The sequence below is a fragment of the Shewanella oneidensis MR-1 genome, assembly GCF_000146165.2.
Classification (GTDB): domain Bacteria; phylum Pseudomonadota; class Gammaproteobacteria; order Enterobacterales; family Shewanellaceae; genus Shewanella; species Shewanella oneidensis.
The window spans coordinates 695,739-714,038 of record NC_004347.2 but is presented as its reverse complement, the minus strand read 5'-3'; the positions used below and the strand labels follow the sequence as shown (position 1 = coordinate 714,038).

15 protein-coding genes are annotated in these 18,300 nt (G+C 48.2%); 4 read left to right on the top strand and 11 right to left on the bottom strand.

Going from position 1 to position 18,300, the window contains the following annotated elements:
- Positions 1–17: 17 nt before the first annotated feature.
- The 3 genes from SO_RS03295 (at position 18) to SO_RS03285 (ending at position 4,293) form a co-directional block, all read left to right on the top strand.
- Positions 18–1,661, top strand: coding sequence for a cation:proton antiporter family protein (locus tag SO_RS03295; RefSeq protein WP_011071014.1), 1,644 nt, complete (start codon positions 18–20; stop codon positions 1,659–1,661).
- 314 nt (positions 1,662–1,975) lie between these two features.
- Positions 1,976–3,121, top strand: coding sequence for a galactokinase (gene galK / locus SO_RS03290; RefSeq protein WP_011071013.1), 1,146 nt, complete (start codon positions 1,976–1,978; stop codon positions 3,119–3,121).
- Between the two features lie 140 nt (positions 3,122–3,261).
- Positions 3,262–4,293: an aldose epimerase family protein gene (locus SO_RS03285; RefSeq protein WP_011071012.1), complete on the top strand. Its 1,032-nt coding sequence runs from the start codon at positions 3,262–3,264 to the stop codon at positions 4,291–4,293.
- Between the two features lie 104 nt (positions 4,294–4,397).
- Here SO_RS03285 and SO_RS03280 read toward each other — a convergent pair whose 3' ends face one another.
- From SO_RS03280 to SO_RS03255, 6 genes are all read right to left on the bottom strand, one after another.
- Positions 4,398–4,802, bottom strand: coding sequence for a hypothetical protein (locus SO_RS03280; protein ID WP_011071011.1), 405 nt, complete (start codon positions 4,800–4,802; stop codon positions 4,398–4,400).
- Between the two features lie 400 nt (positions 4,803–5,202).
- The gene (locus SO_RS03275) at positions 5,203–5,964 is read right to left on the bottom strand and encodes a DNA adenine methylase (RefSeq protein WP_011071010.1); all 762 of its coding nucleotides are present in this window, start codon (positions 5,962–5,964) and stop codon (positions 5,203–5,205) included.
- A gap of 142 nt (positions 5,965–6,106) precedes the next feature.
- Positions 6,107–6,328 carry a hypothetical protein gene (locus tag SO_RS03270; RefSeq protein WP_011071009.1) on the bottom strand — a complete coding sequence of 74 codons (222 nt, stop codon included), beginning with the start codon at positions 6,326–6,328 and terminating at the stop codon, positions 6,107–6,109.
- A complete protein-coding gene (locus SO_RS03265) occupies positions 6,325–8,124 on the bottom strand; it encodes a hypothetical protein (RefSeq protein WP_011071008.1) in 1,800 nt (599 codons plus the stop codon). Before SO_RS03265 ends, SO_RS03270 begins: the two co-directional genes overlap by 4 nt.
- Positions 8,121–8,423, bottom strand: coding sequence for a phage protein (locus SO_RS03260; RefSeq protein WP_011071007.1), 303 nt, complete (start codon positions 8,421–8,423; stop codon positions 8,121–8,123). Before SO_RS03260 ends, SO_RS03265 begins: the two co-directional genes overlap by 4 nt.
- Positions 8,416–8,880 carry a hypothetical protein gene (locus SO_RS03255; RefSeq protein WP_164925614.1) on the bottom strand — a complete coding sequence of 155 codons (465 nt, stop codon included), beginning with the start codon at positions 8,878–8,880 and terminating at the stop codon, positions 8,416–8,418. The genes SO_RS03260 and SO_RS03255 overlap by 8 nt, the downstream gene beginning before the upstream one ends.
- 118 nt (positions 8,881–8,998) lie before the next feature.
- Between SO_RS03255 and SO_RS03250 the strand changes: the two genes are divergently transcribed.
- Positions 8,999–10,158 (top strand): IS3-like element ISSod1 family transposase gene (locus tag SO_RS03250; RefSeq protein ID WP_141135407.1). Its coding sequence is split into 2 segments (ribosomal slippage): positions 8,999–9,248 and positions 9,248–10,158, totalling 1,161 coding nucleotides; the frame shifts between segments, so codons are not numbered across the junction.
- On the opposite strand, the gene SO_RS03245 is transcribed toward SO_RS03250, so the two are convergent.
- The 5 genes from SO_RS03245 to SO_RS03225 form a co-directional block, all read right to left on the bottom strand.
- A complete protein-coding gene (locus SO_RS03245) occupies positions 10,131–10,610 on the bottom strand; it encodes a hypothetical protein (protein WP_164925613.1) in 480 nt (159 codons plus the stop codon). The two genes, SO_RS03250 and SO_RS03245, sit on opposite strands and share 28 nt — an antisense overlap.
- An 11-nt stretch (positions 10,611–10,621) precedes the next feature.
- Positions 10,622–13,117, bottom strand: a complete 2,496-nt coding sequence (locus SO_RS03240) for a hypothetical protein (protein WP_011071006.1) — start codon at positions 13,115–13,117, stop codon at positions 10,622–10,624.
- Positions 13,118–13,129: 12 nt separating this feature from the next.
- Entirely contained in the window at positions 13,130–13,495 is a 366-nt protein-coding gene (locus SO_RS03235; RefSeq protein ID WP_011071005.1) for a hypothetical protein, read from the bottom strand.
- Positions 13,492–17,418, bottom strand: a complete 3,927-nt coding sequence (locus tag SO_RS03230) for a tape measure protein (RefSeq protein ID WP_011071004.1) — start codon at positions 17,416–17,418, stop codon at positions 13,492–13,494. The genes SO_RS03235 and SO_RS03230 overlap by 4 nt, the downstream gene beginning before the upstream one ends.
- A gap of 119 nt (positions 17,419–17,537) precedes the next feature.
- Positions 17,538–18,284, bottom strand: coding sequence for a phage tail tube protein (locus SO_RS03225; RefSeq protein WP_011071003.1), 747 nt, complete (start codon positions 18,282–18,284; stop codon positions 17,538–17,540).
- Positions 18,285–18,300: the final 16 nt, after the last annotated feature.

Genomic DNA, 18,300 nt, shown 5'->3' with positions numbered 1-18,300 from the left:
TTTTAAATTGGAGCATTATGGAACCAGCCATCCTTATTATCACCCTTATTTGCGGCATGCTCGTTAGCCGTATAGGACTTCCCCCCCTCATCGGCTACTTAGTGGCGGGCTTTGTACTGTTTGTAATGGGTATCGAAAAAGAAAGCATGCCACTGTTACAAGAGCTCGCCAATCTAGGGGTCACGCTACTGCTGTTTGCGATTGGTCTAAAACTCGATATTCGCAGCCTCTTTAAGGCCGAGGTGTGGGCGGGTTCGAGTGTGCATTTGATACTATCGATACTCGTATTTGTCCCTATTCTCAAAATTTTAGGATTATTAGGATTATCTCAGCTCACCAGTCTTGGGATTGAGCAGTTAACCTTACTGGCGTTTGCGTTAAGCTTCTCGAGTACGGTGTTTGCCGTAAAAGTATTAGAAGATAAAGGGGACATGCAATCCCTGTATGGCCGTGTTGCTATTGGTATCCTGATTATGCAGGATATTTTTGCCGTGCTATTTTTAACCATTTCAAAGGGCGATGTGCCTTCGGTATGGGCATTTGCGCTATTATTGTTGCCACTGGCAAAACCGCTAATTTATAAAGCCTTTGACCGTGTTGGCCACGGTGAATTATTAGTCCTTTTCGGGTTAGTGATGGCGCTTGTTGTCGGCGCTTGGTTATTTGAATCCCTAGGCCTTAAACCGGATCTCGGCGCACTGGTTATTGGTATTTTGCTCGCGGGTCATAAAAAGGCCTCTGAGCTGGCGAAATCATTGTTCTATTTTAAAGAACTCTTCCTTGTCGCCTTCTTCTTAACCATTGGTCTCAATGGATTACCAACCGTTTCGGATATTGTGCTCGCCGCATTATTAGTGCTGTTAGTGCCACTAAAAATCCTATTGTTTGTCTATATTCTCACGCGCTTTAAATTACGTTCGCGCACCTCAATGCTGGGTTCCTTTAACCTAGGTAACTTCTCCGAGTTTGGTTTGATTGTTGCCGCAGTTGCCACCAGCAAAGGCTGGTTGCCGTCGCATTGGCTAGTCATTATTGCCGTGGCCTTAAGCTTTAGCTTTTTATTAGCCGCGCCGCTCAATGCCACCGTCGGAAGTATTTACCAACGCTTCCAACTACGTTTAGTCAGACTGGAAAAACGCCCACTGCACCCTGAAGACAGACCGATTGCCATTGGTAATCCACGCTTTTTGATCTTGGGTATGGGCCGTATTGGTAGTGGTGCCTACGATGAACTGCGCGCCCGATTCGATGGTGAAATCCTCGGAATTGAACATAAGCAAGATCTGGTCGATTTACATCGTGCCAAAGGCCGCAATGTGGTTCAGGGAGACGCTTCCGATACCGACTTTTGGGAAAAACTTGATAAGGCGCCAAACCTTGAGTTAGTGCTGCTGGCAATGCCACACCATGCGGGGAATTTATTCGCCGTAGAGCAACTTAACAAGCTGAATTATCAAGGAAAAATAAGCGCAATTGTGCAATATGGTGAGGATGCCGCATCCCTAAGAAACTCTGGCGTGCATAGCGTTTACAACCTCTACGAAGCCGCGGGTGCGGGTTTTGTCGACCATGTCGTTCACGAACTGCTACCCGACTCAGAAACCAAGGCCGGTACAGAAGCGCAAGAAGGCACTCAAAAACAGACATCGTCCCTAGTATAAAATAACCAAGTTGGATGGGTTTAATTTAGCAAAAACGCATTTTTGCTATGAATTAAACTCATCCTATTCTGCTATAAATTGGCTCATGAAATGGTTAATCAACAGCCAAAACCTCCTCTAGTTAAAACTATAAAAATCAAGTATCTAATCAAATGCGCCATTATCCGATTCAGACTGTTGTAAGCACTATCGTTTTTCCCTAACAAGACTATCGTCTTTGCCATAGAAAATCTCAGTTACATCGCCGACTTAGTCGTGATATAAATCGAAGACAAGAACAAAATTAGCCCAGCTTTTTTGGAAGTCTTCTCAGCATGTCGAACCCTGCGCAGCGCGCCACCAAGTTATTTGTCCAAACCTTTGGCACTAAAGCCGATGATTTATATCAAGCCCCAGGCCGAGTGAATCTGATCGGCGAATACACGGATTACAACGACGGCTTTGTTTTGCCTGCCGCCATTAACTTTCATACGGTTATTGCCGTTAAACGCCGTGAAGACAGTAAGTTTCGCGCCGTTGCTGATGCCTTTCCCGGGCAAATTAAAGAATGGACCTTCGGCAAAGAAACCGAAATCCATCCCGAAGACGGTTGGGTAAATTATTTAAAAGGGTTCACAGCGGCGATGGCCAACACCGGGCTTATCGCCAAGGGCTTAGATTTAGCCGTGGTGGGCGATGTGCCGCTCGCCGCAGGATTATCGTCCTCTGGCGCCTTGGTCGTTGCCTTTGGCACAGCCATTAGTGACAGCAGCCAATTGCATCTCTCACCGATGGCAGTGGCACAATTGGCGCAACGTGGCGAATATCGATATGTCGCATCGGCTTGCAGCATTATGGATCATATGGTTTGCGCGATGGGCGAGCCAGATCATGCGCTACTCATCGACTGCCTTGACCTTGATAGCGAAGCGATTGCGATCCCTGAAAACCTCAGCCTTATCATTATTGACGCCCATATTGAGAAACAACGATTGGCCACAATTAGCCAGCAGCGACGTGAAGAATGCGCTCAAGCTGCCGAGTTTTTTGGCTTAGATGCACTACGCCACCTCGATCTGCGCCAGCTTGAAAGTGCCAAGAATAAATTGGATGAAACTCTTTATCGCCGCGCCAAACACGTAGTCACCGAGAATAAACGCACTCAGAGTGCTGCTCGCGCCTTGGAGCAAAATAATATCTCTAAATTCAGTCTATTAATGGCTCAATCCCATCAATCACTGCGAGATGATTTTGAGGTAACATTGCCCGAATTCGACACTTTGGTGGATATTGTTAGCCAAGTGATTGGGGAACGTGGTGGCATACGCATGACCGATGGCTGTGTGGTTGCGCTAGTCGACCATGAGCTTACCGATGCGGTAGTTTCTGCGGTCGAACAGGCGTTTTTTGAGCAAACGGGAATTGATGCGACGGTTTATCTCTGCTCTGCCAGTAGCGGCGCGGGGCGTATCGACAGCTAATCACTCAATCGCACCTGCTAACTCCGCCACGAATACCATACGAATTCAGCCATGAATTTTGTGGTATTTGTTATTTTTAAGAGGCAAAATCAAAAGGTTAAATAATCTACGGTAGGCATTTTGACATTGAGGGAAACTAAATGGTGCGTTTCAGTGTATTAGATCCTTGGACCGATCCCCGTGGCGGCGAAATAGAACGTGTGCGGATAGACAATGGCATCATCGCCTTGGAAGTGCTCAGTTTAGGCGGCATCATTCGCGCGCTTTGGACGCCCGATAAACAGGGTGAGCGTGCCAATATCGTTCTAGGCTGCGACAGTGCCGAAGATTACCTGACTCAAAATGCCCACCTTGGCGCCATTGTAGGCCGCTTTGCTAATCGTATCGCCCTTGGCAAGCTGCAACATCAGGGGCAAACCTATCAACTGGATATCAATCAAGCGAGCAACTGCTTACATGGTGGCCGCGAAGGTTTTAACAGAAAGAACTGGCACTTAGGCCAACTTCCCGACGGGGTAAGATTATCTTTAGTTAGCCCTGATGGCGATATGGGCTTCCCCGGTAATTGCACGGTGCAATTAGACTATCGCCTTGCCGCCAATAATCTCTATGTGGAAATACTGGCCTCCGTGGATAAACCTTGTCCGGTGAGCCTGACTCAGCACAGCTATTTTAATCTTGATGGCACTAGCAATAATCATCAGCACCAGATTCAAATCGATGCCACACGCTATTTGACGATGAACGAAGTCGGCATCCCTATGGGAATTGCCGAGGTTAAAGACAGTATTTTCGATTTAACTCAAGGTGTTACCCTTGGAGAAAAACTCCATGACCCCACATTAGCAAGCACTCGAGGATATGATCATTGTTATCTTATGGATAATCTCGATGGCTCGCTACGCCGCTTTGGTTGTTTAAGCAGTCCAGTGAGCGGCCGTGCCATGACGGTATTTACCAATCAGCCCGGTGTGCAGCTCTATTGTGCGAACTTTTTAGCCGGCACGCTAGGGCGAAATCAGCAACGCCTAAATCAATATCAAGGGGTGTGTATTGAGCCTCAAATGCTGCCTGATTCGCCGAATCAAACCCAATTAGGCCAAGATGTGTGGTTAGTGCCGGGTAAAATTTACCATCACATTAGTCGCTATCAATTTGATACTGAAAGCTAAGATAGTCGGTAAAATCACACTGCGGAGTGTTAGAAGACAAGCTGGTAAGGAATAAAATCATCTTATTCCTTACCCTTATCCAGTTTGCCGAGGCAAGTTGGATATTAATCGTCGAAATCATCGCCCCAATCTTCATCGAAATCAGCACCAATGGCATCGGTTTCGATTTCAGGCTCAGCCTCAGGCTTAGCCTTACGAACAGGACCAGAATCCTTAACGTTGTTCAGATCAATACGAGCTTGATGTTTGCTCATAAATTGAGCCCGAGCCGCTTTCCATGCACCGCTAAACTTAGTCTCTGCCGCTTTTAGTGCTGCATCATCTAAATCGTATAGGTTCACTTTAACGATGTCTTCTACGTACTCAACAATGGTATCACGGTCGGTATTGTAGAGGTAAATTCGTCCAGGGGAAGCCTCTGGCAGCTGGTTGTCATGGACGACAATCGCGTTGCCCTTCGATGTTCTCAGCTCACCATACCAAACCTGTTTCTTTGCTGTGTTATACATATATGCCAATACCCTTAAATCAACACATACACTATGAGTTTTTTAGTCTGAATAAGCGAAGCGTCGCTTGCTTTGATCCACGAATAGCGCCGGAAAGTCTCTGACGTTTTCAACTGGGTATTTTTACAGAATATTTCCGATAATCAATGCCTCATACCATGAAATTTTCACTTATTACGCATTAATTTCGGCCAAAGTCTCTAAAAAATTTTGTCACTAACGACTTTAGTCTAAAAAAACATCACGGCAAGTTTTAATTCTGTGACCATCGCCATTAAATGATTGAGACGATAGAGTTTACCGTATGTAACTTAGTGTAGCGCGTCGCCCGAAGTGAGAAATGGTATCGCCTATATGAGAAAAAGCAAAGCCCTCATTAAGAGGGCTTTCATATATATGTCTACCAATTCCAGATAAGTAGCTCTTGCTGCTCTCCTGAACGGCCTGAACCACCTACTGTGTATTTAATTCCTAGGGTCTTCATTTGTAACCCAGCAAATACCTCTCGCATTTCGGGGATGTCGTTAACGCTGATCACCATCTTGCCTTTGATAGTCTTCGCCAGCTCGGCCATCAAGGCATATTGCTCTAGTCCAAACTCTACGCCATAGCCTGCGGTACTCCAGTAAGGCGGGTCTAAATAGAACAAGGTTTCAGGCTTATCGTATCGTCTTACACATTCCGCCCAGTCCAACCGCTCAATATAAGTTCTCGCAAGTCGAAGATGCGCAATGCTGAGATCCTCTTCTATTCGCAGTAAGTTCAAACCAGCAGGGCGTGATGCCGAACTCCCAAAGTTCTGACTAGATACCTTGCCGCCAAACGCCAACTTTTGCAGATAGTAAAATCGGCTCGCTCGCTGAATATCGGTTAAGGTTTCAGGGTTAGTATTCTTCTGCCATAGGAACTCTTCACGGCTGATTAAAGCCCATTTAAAGTGCCTAATAAACTCCTCTAAATGATGTTTAATGACACGGTAAAGATTCACCAAATCACCATTCATATCATTAACCACTTCCACCCGCGCTTCATCTTTGCTGAAGAACATAGCGGCACCACCGCAGAATGGCTCTACATAGGTATGATGCTCAGGGAATAACGGTAAAATTTCTTTAACTAATCTACGCTTACCACCCATCCAAGGGATGATCGGTTTTGGCATGTGAGCCTCCTTTTTTAGGATTTTTTATGCTAGGCTCGGTTCGCCGTGTCGACGCGGTGAGGGAGCCTTGGTTGGCTCACAGGGTGTAATCCTGTGTGTTGACGGTCTGGTAATGTTGGTAGCATTGCCAGACCGCTCTCTTTTAAATCTCTATTTCTACATAAGTCAGATCGGCGGCTTGGCCTTGGATCTGCCCATCAACGATATACGCTTTGCCGCTAGCAACTGAGTCACCCAATACGGTTTGATAACTCCCATCGGCGTGCTGCACTGTCGTACTGCCATTCGCCACGTTAACTACAGTCGCCACACTGCGTTGCGGCTTAGGGTTTAGGTTCGCTAAGCGTTGGTAGATATTGCTCATGCCCCGACTCCACTAGCAGCTTTATTCCTCAGTAAATTCACGGTTTGATTCACTGTCACTTGACCAGTGGACTCACTCACCGTTGCGCTAATACTCCACGCCTCACACACAGACTTAAACACCTCGGCACCTTTACGAACACCAATCAACATGCCTGGTCGCATAGGTGGTAAATCCGCGAGCACCTTAGTGCGTATTGAGGTTTGCACCTTATTACCCGCATTGGCTAACTCAGTGGTGCCTCGCATTCTGGCGGCTTGGTTATCAGTGATTAACTTGTCCACTATATCAACACAAAAGTTGTCGCCTGCTGTCCCGAAGCGTTTCACTTTTGCTGCAACGCCCTGTTGCTCTCCCCTCACAAACACCGCATTAGCATCGGGTCGAATGTCCACTTGCTCACTAAAATCGAGGATCACGCCATCGTGTAAAATCACATCAGGTATCGCGCTGGCAGTGTTCCAAGGCACTACGGGCCATTGGGGGATCACGGTAATTGTTTGGGTTTCATCATTCACATCGAGCATGGCCCCAATCCCCGCCGCCATCATGTTCAACGCTTCTGCGGGCGTTTTAGTGGCATAACTAAAGGCATTGGCGGGGATGGTAAAATCGGAGATCCGGCTGGCAATCGACCAGCCAGTGTTGGCCACAATGTCAGACATCAAACCGATAAAACTGCGGGAGGCCATATTCACATAGTTGCTCGCCTTTTTATGAGGGCTGGCAAGCAGCGCTAAACGACCTCGGCAAGTGGCACTAAAGCTTTGCTTACCAAAGCCCTTGGACTCGCTTGGGGACTCACACAGCAGATAAAAGTCATAACCGTTAATACTGATTTTTAGCAGCTCATTGGCCGCACGTTCGGCATCGATGCGGGATGAAAACACCACAGTGCCACTGCTCGACCACTGGGAACGCGACTTAGCGATAGAGACCGATTTCAGCACCACCGCCGCACCATCACTTACCCGAATACAACTAATTTGCGGCTGCATGAGATAACTCCTTCTAATTTGCGGTTCAATGGGGATCTTAAAATCAATTGTGGGTAATGATGGGTTAGTGCCGATCAAGCCGCCGCCATCGTCCCAGTAACAAACGTTTGGTGAAGGGGTAAAGTTGAGCACTATCGGGCTGGCGGCATCTTTCCAAGGATCACTAAAGTTAATGGTGATCTTGCCTTTTGGTGGTCGATACTTGCTGGAGCACACCCACCGTGCCGCATGTGGCCCCCATGCTATGCCCTGCATATCGCCTGCCGCACGAATATTTGAGTGGGCTAGCTTAACCTCAGTTGCGACTAACTCACCTTGCAGTAAACCCAATGCGATAATTTGTCCTGTCGCTACTGGTTGTCGCCATGGCATGGCAACGCTGGTTTGCACCGCATCTGGCGATAACCATAGGCTAGTAGCTTGCACCGCATGTAAATCGGGCACCAACCACAGCACATCAAGGTTACATGGCACTAGGTTATTCCAGCACCACACCACTGAGGCGGTTATGCCCATTAATGCCTTAGCTTGCCACTTGGCAGTCACCATTTGCGCCACATGGCCAACCTGCCATTGTGGCCGTATTTGCGTGGCCATGGTTCGGGTGGCTGACTCGATGCTGAGTAGCTGTGCAACACTTGGCCCAACCGCAATACCTATGCCGCACATAATGCCAATGGTACCCGGGCTAATGGGTACCTCTGGCACTTCTGGCGTGGGTTCATCAGTAAAGCTAAGAACAATAGGTGACGCGGCCGCAATCCATGGTGTATCAAAACTGATAACAATGGCTGTCATGGGCGGATCGTCACTTGATTACCGTTAATTAAATCGGCTTGCCGACCATCTAAAAACTTAGCGTTATAGTTGAGATCATTATCGAGTATACCAACCAATAACAGATTGTTTGTCGCATGTTCCAATGGCGTTATCAGTTTAATGTTTTTCACTTGTTTGCAATTGAAAACATAATAAATTTCGCATGTTAAGCGATTCATTACAATTAATCGCTCTGCGTTGTTATCAACTTTAATGTCTACCACGGCTTGATGATAAACCGATGACTTTGCGGGTTTTACATCGATAATGTTAGGCATACCAGTCACCCGTACTAATCCATAATTTATTGGCGTAAACAGACCTTAGTAAAATGTAAGTTTCTCCATCGAAGACTCTATCTACAGGCCAATTATTATTAACGTAACCAACAAATGATGAAACCTTCATCCCGGGAATCGTCCCGCGACATACAGGCAATGACGGGCTGATATTTGCAGGAACCCCACTAGCATCATTGGCGTTGTATGAGATTTCTAAAAACGGCATGGCAAAAATATGCTGTAGATTCGATTGCTCAGCATCGTTAGTAAATGGGGAAGTATTTGAACTTGTATTAACAAAAGGAAGGTTCGCTGCATACATTCTGCTGGCATTGACACCATCAACAGCATACAACTGGGCATAAAGTGTCCCATTCCAACCAATGACACTACCAGCAGGTGCCGAAGTTAAATCACCACTGTTGCTCCCCGAAATAAGTGAAAAACAGTTCACATCATTAGGGTAAAAACTATGAATATCACCAATGAAGTAACACCAATAGAGTGTTCTGGTCTAATCCCATCGGACACTTAATTTTGAGACAGTATGGTCAATAAATTAAGAGGTCTATATGAGTCTGAAAAAATCACATAAGAGTTATCCGCAGGCATTTAAAGATGAAGCCGTCTTGATGGTGCTGGAGCAAGGTTATAGCGTTGCCGATGCGGCAAAGTCTCTTGGAGTTAGCACGAGCCTGCTTTACAACTGGAAGGAAAAACACGAAGCCCTGCAACAAGGCATCACCTTAGAAGAGTCTGAGCGTGATGAGTTGAAGCGATTGCGTAGAGAAAACAAAGAATTACGCATGGAAAAAGAAATTCTAAAAAAGGCAAGCGCCTTCTTTGCGAGAGAAATGAAGTAAGATTTCGTTTCATCAAACTGCAATCTCACCTGTTTCCCATAACACTGTTATGTCGAGTAATGAGTGTCAGTAAGTCAGGCTATTACGATTGGCATAAACGCCCTGCAAACGTGATAAGCGTTGAAACACTGAAGCTTTATCGCCTTGTTCGACAGCTATTTAAGCAAAGTCGAGGCAGCTTAGGGAATCGTGAAATGGTGAAGAAATTGCGCAAGGAAGGCTACCAGGTTGGTCGCTATCTCGTTCGTAAAATTATGCACCGCCTTCGACTCAAAGCAACCCAGCGATGTGCTTACAAGGTGACGACACAGCGAAAACACTCAGATGCAGTGGCTGATAACCTGTTAAACATGAACTTTAATCCAGTATCGGCTAATCAGGTCTGGGCGGGTGACGTGACCTATTTAAAGACGGGTGAAGGCTGGATGTACTTAGCTGTGGTGATGGATTTATATTCACGCCGGATTGTGGGATGGCGCATAGACAAACGCATGACCACAGATTTGATATCCAAGGCATTAATAAAAGCCTACAACCTGCGACAACCAGCGCGAGGGCTGGTATTTCACAGTGACCGAGGCTCGCAATATACCAGTAAACAATTCGGTAGGCTGCTATCGAGCTATGGTATCCGAGCCAGCATGGGTGATGTGGGTGCGTGTTGGGATAATGCCGTTGTTGAGCGATTCTTTGGTAGCTTGAAACACGATTGGATTTTTAAAGTTGCTCAACCAACAAGGGAGTTTATGAAGCAAGATGTGACGGCTTACATCAAATATTACAACTTGGAGCGACTTCATTCTGCTAATAACGATCTGTCACCTGTAGAGTTTGAGAATTCTCAAGTAAAAGTGTCCAGTTTGGGTTGACCAGTACAGAGTGTGTTAGCTGCAACCAGCATCTTTGGTGAATCAGTCCGATGCTGTATTAGGTAGAATCCCCTTGATGTACCTATAATTTCCCAGCCTTTACCAACGCTTGAAAGTGTTACATATCTAAGACCACCGGCTTTAGTAAATACATCTAAATCAGACATATCTCCCGCGCATTTTATATAACAGCCTTGTTGTGAGTTATTACCGCCAGTAATAGACCAAAATTGAAAATAGCCACCAGAACCACCATTAGCAATTGAATTTCGGAAAGCAACCTTTTGTGTTCCGGCATTCTCAAAAGCTAATGTCCAGCCGAGTGGCTCTTTATTTCCATAACCTTCAATCAATACTTTTTTAAGAATGTTAATCCACTCCGAGGGGGTAGCATTGACCAACTGCGGCGCGCCCGGGTCTGTGTGGCGATAAACGGTAACTGGTAATCCCATTGCACTTACTCCTATGATTCGTTGCCAAAGAATGACAGCACGGCTTTATCTTTGGTGATTTGACTGTGGCCAACCTGCACATTGCGCAGCAGCATGATAGGTTTTGAGGCGGCAAAAGTTGGGAAGCGCAGCACTTCACCAGTTTGCCAACCACCACCCCAACCGCCTTTTCTGAGCACAAAGTACGGGCTATTGGTCACTGGATTGATAGGGGCAAAATCATTGAAGGTATCGCCTGAACTAATTTGACCTAGGCGGCGACCTACGCAGCGGAACGCGCTATCGCTGGTCATAATTAACGCCCAATCCTCGTTTACTGCGGTGTTATTTTTCACCTCTATCGGGTAATCCACTGCGTTGTAATTGCCTGTGGCTTGGTCGCCGTCAACGTCCCAATTATTGGCCCATGCGGTCATATCGCGCACTTGGCCAACACGGGCCTGCAGGTCGCCTAATATCTGCACACTGGCTACGGTGGCCCCTATCGGGTATTCACGGGATAAGGGCTTGGCTAATACGATGGCATTTGATGTAAAGCTTGAGACTAACGCCAGTTCGCTAATCACATCGGTTAACACAAAGGGAGCAGCGAATCCGGCAAAGTCGCTGTTAATGGTGACAGTGCCTGCGGCTTTATTCACAGTGAAATGAGTGTTTCCGCTGGTCCAAAGGCTCGCGCCATTGGCATCGGTAATGTCGCTAAATGCGGCGTTTTGGCGAATGTTATAAACAGTGCCAGGCGTGGCGGTAACTTGCTGCACTTGTGAGTGCGATAGCGCTACCGTGCCCCACTGGCGGAACATATTCACAATGCCATCGTTGGGGATACGCAGCGGGTTAAGGCCGTAAATCTCAGCGGGTGGTAGTTGCCGTACTTGGTCGCTAATGTCGTAGCGCAATGTGGTTAAATCCACGGGGGCGCTAAAGGTCAGTTCCACAATACCATTGTTAATACTGCCAGCGATTCCGCTACCCGCAACCACACCTTGAGCATTGGCTGAGGCGCTAATCAGCGCACGGTCAGAAATGCGCTCAACCTGCACATAAAAGCTTTCTAATAATGGATTAGGTACGGCCAAGGTAAATTTTGCCACGCTGTCGCCTGCTGCCGCTGCCGCGCTCGATTCGACCAATCCCGCATAGGTTAGAGTGAAGTCACCACGGCTAACCACTTGCTTAGTCACTGCGCCCGTTAAGTAGTTAATGGTGGCTAAGAGTTCAGTGCCATCATAGAGCCTGCCTGTTGCGCCTTCGCTGCTAACCCTCTCATACACGTTTTGGGCGGCATAATTGGCATCAGCAAACACCGCACGGCCCTTAATACTGCCTACTGTTAATTGCTTATTTGCTGGGAACGGGCTGGCGCTTGAATAGATGCTGTATTTATAGGACGACACATAAAACAGGCTTGCGGTTGTCACATTATTAAAATTTACGTTTGAATTTAATGTTACTGTGATATTACCCGTGCCAACCGTCACCGATTGAATGTAGCTGTTATACCCGCCCATACTCGCCGTAGGTACCGTGGAAACGGCAACTAGGCCATTATCATCGGTTAATAAATCCGGGGTGGTAAAGGTATAGCTATAGGTGCCTTTGCTGGCGGGTTGACTGATCACTTTGCGGATCACTTGGCTTACCGTGGCATCACCATTCTCACTGCCGCCAACAATAGTATTGCCCGGCTTTGGCAGTATGGTGGTAATGGCTGGCAGCAAGGATAACTGCGTCGCCCCCACGGCCAAATTCACCCCATTGGCGACAGCAGTTAATCTTGTGACGCCATGGAACTTAAGCGGTGATGCGGTGTTAGATAAGCGCAACTTAGTACACTTGGTTTGACCATTAACCTGCAACGATGCCCAAGGGGTGGCAAAGGGGATCGGCGGCGAAAAGACCACGGTACCCACTTCGCCGTTAACAATTCGAGTCCCAATCACTTTGCAAAAATGAGTTTTGCGTGGCCAGTCGGCGTTTTCTACCCCAGTATATTCCACGGTAATACAAATCACTTGGCCCACGGTGAGATAAGTCGTTTTCCAGTAGTCGCGGTCATTAAAGCGGTATGACGACTGCAGGTAATCGGAGGAAAATGAGTTTTGATTCACCAGAAACCCGGGGCCACCTTCGCGAATTAATTCCCCTGCCGTTACCGATGATTCGATAATTTCTTTCATGTCGGTCATACGGGACGCATCATTGAGCGCGGGGGATTCAATCATAAACACGTTAACCAGCGGATCGACTGGCGGCTCACTGAAAAACACATGGGCCTGCTTAAGCTTGCCCGTGTCATTGGTGTAAAGCGTGGGGAACGCCTTGGCTATTTCAATACTCGATTGAGCATGATCGATATCAGAGATAGCATCAAACAGTTCGTTAATCTGCCCTGATTGCACAGCGTTGTTCGTGCGCTGGCCGCCTGCCTCATTGCTCGAACCTAACAGTTCAGGCTTGAAGATTTTTAAGCTATCGCGGGAAATTGGAGTCGGGGAAGTTGCCATATTAAATAGCCTTTAAACAGTGATTAACTTGATGGTGATGGCATCGACAGCATCGGGGGCGCTATCGCTGTAGTTAATGGCTGGTACACCGCTAATGGGTTGTTCGCGGTAATCCCAAATCACGTTAAATACAGTGCCGTTAATATCCAGATTGAAGCTAGTCGCCCCCTTTGTGTTGGCGTGGTTTTCAAGGGCTTCAAATAGGTTGATGGATTCGCCATCACTGAATAACACAATGGATCGCCCAGCTTGTTTAGTCGCGACTTCGATATGCTGCGAACCATCGAGAGCAAATTCACTCGTGCAGACAAAGGGCGTATAACCGATGCGGTTAAGCCAAATAAATTGCGGTAATTGAATGGTGTCTAGGGTGATCATGATGTCGCCTTAATCTGCTCTAACTCGCGTAAAAACATCTGCTTAAACTCATCCAATAAATCAGCCTTCAGCACATTACCGGAGGGCATCACTAGCTCTAGCCGATAGACCTGCACGCTGCCGCCAGTGTTTGGATTGTTGACCGATGGCGCTGGCGCTTGGCTGGCATTGCTGCGCGTGGAATTAGTCGCGGTGTTGGTGCTGCTTGATACGCTATCTTTAGCCCGTGCGTTACGTTCTGCCGCCTCGGCTTCGATTTGTTTGAGTTTGGTGGCGTAGATTTGCTGACTGAGTTGCAGGGCTTCTTGGGCACTGGCAATGGACTCATTATCCTGGGCGGTTCGGGCAGCATCGAGCTGCGCCTTAAGCTCGGCCTGTTGCTGCTCATAGCGGCGCTTCTCGATAGCAGCTTGGTTATTATTGAGCTGATCCATCTCATCTTTGAGACTGCCCAAGGTGGCGTTGATATCGTCACGCAGGCCAAGAATCCGATTGCGGGTCGCATCAATGGCGGCCTGCAGCGGCTTGAGTTCTTCATCACCTAATTCACGGATTAAATAGCCGGACTCGCGACTGATTTGATTCACCCGACTAAGGGTTATCGTCGAGCTTTCAAGCTCTTCAGCCCACTTACGCGTCAGCAAGGTTTCATTAATGATCTGCTTTTCACGGATAAAGGCTTGGTTACTGAGCTGTGCCAGCACGCCCCAAAAGCCCGTGTTTACCCGCATATTGTTCATAATGCTTTTGGTCAGCTCATCGAGCCGAGCATTCAACTTTTCGGTGCTATCTTGGTTAAAGCTAAATTGCTTATTGAGGTGAGCATAAGCCCCCGCAAACAGGTTGACATACTCAGTGGCGCGGCCTGTGGTTTCCTCTAGTTGCTCTAGCTCTTGGCGTTGTTCAATTAAGGTTTTAGTGGTCTTTTTAACTTGTTCGTCAGTCTCTTGCTCACCGTCTTGCAAGCCGCCCATTAAGCGTTGCAGTACATTGAGCACTTGCACCAGGCGTTCTTTTTGTTGCAGATACTCTTCAGCGGTTATGCCGCCATCTTTATAGGCTTTTTCGAGCCTTAACATTTCATCACTTACGGCGGCATACTTGCTTTTGATCTGCTCATAGTTAGCAGCCTCAAGCGCTTGTACTTCGCTAAGCTGCTGAGTTTGCGCACTCAGCTTGCCCTGCAGGTTAATGAGTTCCTGTTGCGCTTTGGATTTTTCTTTGCTCGATACCGTCGAGCTATTCATCACATCACGGCATTGTTTTAAGCGCGCTTCGGTTTCGGCAACGGCACGGCTTAACTTCGCCTGTTCCGGTGAGAGTTCCTTAGTGCTGTCCGTATAGCCGTACTGTTTGGCCGTAAGATCATTTAACTCTTTAGAGAGTCCAAGGGTGGCCGCCTGCGCCTTTAGGGATTCTGGTACCACAGCACCAGTGGCTTCGGCAGCAGTGAGCGCGGCTTTTGCCCAGGCTAAAAATGCATCCTTTTGTTGCTCAAGTGGTTCACGGTTGTCTCTGATTAAGTTAAATGCCGTTTCGGCTTTGTTGGTCGCATCCGTCAGGGCTTGGCTGCTGGTGATACCTAAGTCCTTATAGGCTTGCTCTAACGCTGCCGTCCCTTTGGCCGTGGCATCGAGGTAGCTTTGCTGCTCCTCAAATTTTGCCCGCAGCTCAGTAAGCAGTTTTACATGGCCCGCATACTCTGTTCCCGCTGCTTTTAAAGGTTCTAAGGCCGCATCAATCTGGCGAATAAATCCGCCCATACCGCCTTTAACATCATCAAGGGTTTTAACCTGATCGCTTAAGGTTAAGGTCAGGCGCAGCGCTTCATCGACCGTCAGCTTAATCGGCTCAACTACCTCAACGGCAGCCTGCTTGACTTGCTCCATGGCTTTGGCGGCGTTCTTCCATTTACCGCTGGCCTCGTCATAAATCAGCTTGCCGTCATCCACCGCCTGGTTGAACTCGGCCATAGTGGTAAAGGCAACGCCCGTTTGCTCGCTTAAATCCTTAAGGGAAAACGCCAACTGTTTTGCGCTAGCAGCTGTTGTACGTTTGGATTTAGCCAAAGCTTCTTCGGCGATCAGCAGCTCTTGGTACACCCGCGCCACTTCAATCAGTTCATTGATTAATGCCAGGTATAACCCAGCCTTAGCGGCGGCAGCGAGGGCGGCTTTTAATTTACCTGCCGCTAAGGTGGCGGTTTCACTGGCGGCGGTTGTGCCTGCAATAGCTCCGGTATACAAGCGCATTGCACCAATAGCGGCATTAGCGCCCGTGATCACATGGCTAAAATAACTACCAACTTTTAAGGCTAAAAATGCCTTAGCCACAAACCCGATTTCATCACGGAAGTGGTACAGCATGGCAGCGCCATCTTGCACCGCTGAGCCAATGCTCACGATGGTATCGCTGATTTGCTGCGCCCATTCTCTTAAACGGCCGTCGCTTGCCATGGCTGCAAACTCAAGATTCAATTCACTGATCTGGCCTTTTAGCCAATCAAGTGCACCGGACTGAGCCACTAGGTCGTAAAAGTTAGTGAGGTTATCTTTAAGGTTGGAAACTTGGCCACTGAGCAAAGCCATTTGCGCGGCGGCACTGCCGTTACTTGCGCGGCCCATCTCATCGATAAGGGCTTGGATAACATCACGCCCCAGCTTACCTTGGCTGCTTAACTTCTCTAGTTCGAGGCTATTCTTGCCCGTGACTTTCGCCAGCATGTCCCACACAGGAACGCCGCGCTCAATCAGTTGCAGGATCTCCTCGCCCTGTAATTTCTGTTTTGCCCAGGCTTGGCCCAAAGCCAAGGTGATCCCCTCGACTTCTTGAAACCCGCCACCGAGTTTAAAGGCTTGATCCACAATCGCCTTCATGGTGCCGTTCATCGGGTCAAGGCCAAAGGCTTTGGCTTTTACAAACGCTTGGTTAACTTCATTGAGTTGCAGTGGCACATCAATGGCGAATTGCTTTACCCAAGCTGTCGCTTGGCGGCCAGATTCAAATCCGCCCATCACGGCGTTCATCTGCACACCTAGGCGCTCGAATTGATCCCCGGTTGCAAAGATGTCTTTAACTGCTTGAGCTACGCGATCAAAGCCCACATAGGCACCCGCCAAGGCGGTCACTTGGGTGATCACACCACGCAGGCTGGCAGCATGATCGCGGGCACTGGCATTGCCTTTATCTAACTGATTAGCAAACTTATCGACATTGCGGCCAGTACCGTCAAATTCGCTACTTAACTTGCGCTGTGCGGTGGTGAGGTTGTTATAGTCAATGCCCGATTTGGATAAGGCATTTTGCAGCTTAGTGTGGCTGGCCGATTGCTGCGCCAACTCGCGCTGCATTTGCTCCAGCTCTTTTTCGGCCACATCGATGGAGCGAGCCAGCTGCACAAAGGGGGCGTCGGTTTGGCTGGCACGCTGCTTTAAGTCCTGCAGTGCTAATGCCGCAGCCGTCACCGCAAGCTCTTGTTGCTCAAGCTCATTGCGGGAGCGCTTAAAGGTATTGATTAGGTCTTGCTGATTGGCCAGCTCATCGAGCTTATTGGCTAAGGTATTAGCCTTTTGGCTGGTCGATTGGCTGCTATCGCCAACATCGTTCAGCCCAGTGGCTAAGGGCTTAAGCTCGTTAGTGAGCTGCTCTGCTTGGTTGCTAGTATTGCGGCCGCTTTGGGCTACTTGGTCGAGCTGATTACTTAAGGGATCAAGGCTGTTTTTAAGTTCATCAACTTGATTCGCGCCCGCTTGGCTGGCGTCGCTAACGCTATCAATTTCATCGGCTAAGGCTTGTGTCTTAGGATTCGCCGCATCCGACTCGGCCCCGATGCGCTTAAGCTCATCGACCAAGGCGGCAATATGCTGCTTGCCCGTGGCTTCGGCCACGATCCGCAGGGCGAGTTCTAAGGTTTTATCAGCCATGGCTATCTCGTTAATGCTCTCGTTAGTATCTAAATATTCGGTGTTTAAATGGCGGTTAAAGGGGGATTAAAGAGCATGGCGATTGAGTCCGGCCATGCCCTTGAGTTAAGCAAAACCGCTTAGGCATCCAGCTCTAGGTACTCGAACGGATGATCCTTACCCGCGACTAACTGGGCTTTACCCGCAAGGGTGGCGCTCACAAACTCACTGGCGGCAAAGTCCAATGCGGCTGTGGGTTTTAAGCTGGCATCGAAAATATCGAGCTTTATCGGCTTGCCTGTTTCTAAGTTGGTACCTTCCCCGAACACGCGTGCACGGGTTTGGGCCTTAATACCACCGCGCACCAAGGTACCGCTAATCGCGTTATGCTGGCCTGAGACAGTCACTGCACCACCTGCTTCTACCGCACCGCCTTTAAGGGCACGCACTAAACCGAGGGCATAATTAACCTCATAGTCAGTGCCCAGTACTAAGGTGGTCGCGTCTTTCTTTACCGTAAACCCAAGGGTGGCAAAGTTAGTTTTAGGTAACTGCACCCAACGCTGATTATCAGGTAAGGTCACGGCCTCATCGGTTAAGGTACCGCTGCCTGAGTTGACCACTTGGGTATCACCGAGTAGTGCCATGGCGATCAGTTCGGCGGGTTGATCGTCGAATGACCATTCCACCTCAGCGGGTTTGGCGATTTTCACCACGCTTAAGGCTTGGCCGTAGCTTTCCTTCTTGCGACTGCCACGCACTTTTTCATCGGCATCGGTTTTAATAGCGAGCTTGGTGGTGTTAATCGGGCCGATGATCCCCGTTGATTGCCCTTGGGCATTTAAGCGGTCAACAAAGAAGTTGCCTGCGACTAATAATCCATTCATAGGATTTTCCTCATCT